This window comes from Gordonibacter pamelaeae 7-10-1-b (assembly GCF_000210055.1).
Taxonomy (GTDB): domain Bacteria; phylum Actinomycetota; class Coriobacteriia; order Coriobacteriales; family Eggerthellaceae; genus Gordonibacter; species Gordonibacter pamelaeae.
Map to the genome: position 1 here is coordinate 409,564 of NC_021021.1, position 2,663 is coordinate 412,226.

A 2,663-nucleotide genomic window follows, 5' to 3' on the forward strand; every position below is an offset into this window, starting at 1 on the left:
ATGGGGCGGCGCATGGCCGTCGTGCTGCTCGCGGCCTGCGTGCTCGTGGCCACGCTGCTCGCGTTCGAGGGGGCGAAGCTGGCCGGCAACGCCCTGCTCGCCTCGGCGGCCACCTTGGTCAACAACGTGGCGTTCGTGGCCCTGCTCGTCGCCATGGTGTGGTTCTTCATCGTGCAGCGGCCCGACCGACCCAAGGAGGGCGCCTCCTCGGAGGATTCCCCCATGGCCTCCCGCGCGCACGCCGCGCGCCTCGATCACCTGCCCCTCGCCACCATCCTGTTCACCCTGGTCGTCATAGCCGTCATCGCCCTCGTGGGCATCTTGTTCGCCGGGCTGTAGGTCGAGCCCCTATTCCCAGCGCACCTGCACGAGGTCGGGGAAGGCCGTCGGCAGGGCGGCGAGGTCGAACGTTCCCAGCAGCTCCTCGGGGGTGGCGGGGTCGCAGGTGGGCGCGAGGCCGGTGAGACCGGCGATATGGCCGATGACGGCGGCGGGCGTCTTGAAGCGCGCGAGCAGCGCGTCGAGGGCGGCGTCGCGGTCGCGCTTCGAGAGGCGCCGGTCGCGCTCGGCGACGAGCAGCGGGACGTGCGCGTAGTCCGGGTGCGGCAGCCCCAGCAAGCTCTGCAGGTGGATTTGCTGCGGCGTCGAGCACAGAAGGTCCACGCCGCGCACCACCGAGCTCACGCCCTGCTCGGCATCGTCCACCACCACGGCCAGCTGGTAGGCGAACGCCCCGTCCGAGCGGCGCACGAGGAAGTCGCCGCAGTCCTGCACGAGGTTCTGCGCATAGGGGCCCTGCACCTGGTCGGTGAACGCCACCTCCTCGTGGGGCACCCGTAGGCGCTGGGCGGGCGTGCGCTCCAGCGCACGCGAGGCGCGCTCTGCAGCGGAAAGCCCCCGGCAGGTGCCCGGGTAGACCGGCTTCTCGCCCCGATGCGGCGCCGAGGCGGCGTGCAGGTCGGCGCGCGTGCAGAAGCAGGGGTACACGAGCCCGCGCGCGGCCAGCTCGTCGAAGGCGGCGCGATAGGCCTCCGTGCGGCTGTGCTGGAAGTACGGCCCCTCGTCCCAGGTGAGGCCGAGCGCCTCGAAGTCGCGCTGCACCGCGTCGATGTAGGCGGGCTTCGATCGCTCGGCGTCGAGGTCCTCGATGCGCAGCACGACCTTCCCGCCCTGCGACTTCGCCACGAGCCAGGCCGCAAGCGCCGCGAACACATTGCCGGCATGCATCCGCCCCGTCGGCGACGGCGCAAACCGCCCGACGACGGGAGCGGGTGGAGTGACGGCGGTCATGCGGGACCCCTACTTCCTCAGGTCTTCCACGTGCTTGGCCTTGCCGGTCGTGCGCTCGATGCCGCCGGGCTCCACCAGCTTAACGCGCACGCCCACCAGAAGCACGCCCTTGAGCCTCTCCTCGATGGAACGGCGCAAGTCCTCCATCTCCTGGTACGAGTCGGAGAACGCCTCGGGTTTCAGCTCCACGTGCACCGTCATGCGGTCCAGGCCGTTCACCGTCTCCACGACGATGCGGTAGTGCGGCGTGACGCCCTGGATGCCGGAGAGCACGTCCTCCACCTGGCTCGGGAACACGTTCGTGCCGCGGATGATGAGCATGTCGTCGCAGCGGGCGCGCACCTTCTGCATGCGCGCGCTCGTGCGGCCGCAGGCGCAGGGCTCGCATACCACGCGGGTCAGGTCGTGCGTGCGGTAGCGCAGCACGGGGATGGCCTGCTTGTCGAGCGGCGTGAGCACGAGCTCGCCCATCTCGCCCTCGCCCACCGGCTCGCCGGTCTCGGGGTCCACGACCTCCCACAGGAAATGGTCCTCGGCGATATGCTGCATGTCGCGGCTGGCCAGGCACTCGCCCGACACGCCCGGGCCCATGACCTCGGTCAGGCCGTAGTTGTCGGTGCACACGATGTGCATGCGCTCCTCGATCTCGGCCTTGAGGCCCGGCGGGCAGGGCTCGCCGCCGAACAGGCCCACGCGCAGCGTGGACGCCTCCCAGTCGAAGCCGAGCCGCTCCCCCACCTCGCACAGGTGCAGCGCGTAGGAGGGCGTGGCGATGAGCACCGTGGTGCCGTAGTCCCCGATCATGGCGATGTGGCGCTCGGTGTTGCCGGAGCCGGCGGGGATCATCATGCAGCCGAGCTTCTGGCAGCCGTAATGCAGCCCGAAGCCCCCGGTGAACATGCCGTAGCCGAACGCCATCTGCACGCGGTCGCCGGGTACGACGCCCGCCATCTGCGCCAAACGCGCGATGCAGTCGCTCCACACGTCCATGTCGTGGGCGTTGTAGCCCACCACGATGGGCTTGCCGGTCGTGCCGGAGGACGCATGCAGCTCCACGACCTCGTCCAGCGGCACGGCGAACAGGCCGTAGGGGAACGTGTCGCGCAGCACGGACTTGTCCGTGAACGGGAGCTTTTGCACGTCTTCGAGCGTGCGGATGTCGCCCGGGGCCACGCCGAGGGCGTCCATGCGCTCGCGGTACCACGCCACGCGCTCGTAGGTCCAGGCCACCTGGGCCTTAAGCTTCTCCAGCTGGAGCGCGCGGATCTCCTCGCGCGGCGCGCACTCCCTGGCGCGGTCGTACACGGGCAGGTCGGCGAAGTTGCCAGCACGGGCCGCCGCGAGGGCGGCCCCCTTCGCAGTCAGGTCGGCCA

Annotated in this window: 3 protein-coding genes; 1 reads left to right on the forward strand and 2 read right to left on the reverse strand. The window is 70.7% G+C overall.

The window, feature by feature from the left end; translation table 11 throughout:
* Window positions 1-339 (forward strand): hypothetical protein (locus GPA_RS01900; protein WP_231847544.1); only part of this gene is annotated, 339 nt, incomplete at its 5' end.
* A gap of 9 nt (window positions 340-348) precedes the next feature.
* On the opposite strand, the gene gluQRS is transcribed toward GPA_RS01900, so the two are convergent.
* Both gluQRS and GPA_RS01910 read right to left on the reverse strand, forming a co-directional pair.
* Window positions 349-1,290 carry a tRNA glutamyl-Q(34) synthetase GluQRS gene (gene gluQRS / locus GPA_RS01905; RefSeq protein WP_041238788.1) on the reverse strand — a complete coding sequence of 314 codons (942 nt, stop codon included), beginning with the start codon at window positions 1,288-1,290 and terminating at the stop codon, window positions 349-351.
* A gap of 9 nt (window positions 1,291-1,299) precedes the next feature.
* Entirely contained in the window at window positions 1,300-2,655 is a 1,356-nt protein-coding gene (locus GPA_RS01910; protein WP_049784228.1) for a phenylacetate--CoA ligase family protein, read from the reverse strand.
* Between the last annotated feature and the right edge of the window lie 8 nt (window positions 2,656-2,663).

Bases quoted from the DNA above. Each gene is read 5' to 3' on its own strand.
- gluQRS (WP_041238788.1), bottom strand. From the start codon at position 1,290: ATGACCGCCGTCACTCCACCCGCTCCCGTCGTCGGGCGGTTTGCGCCG.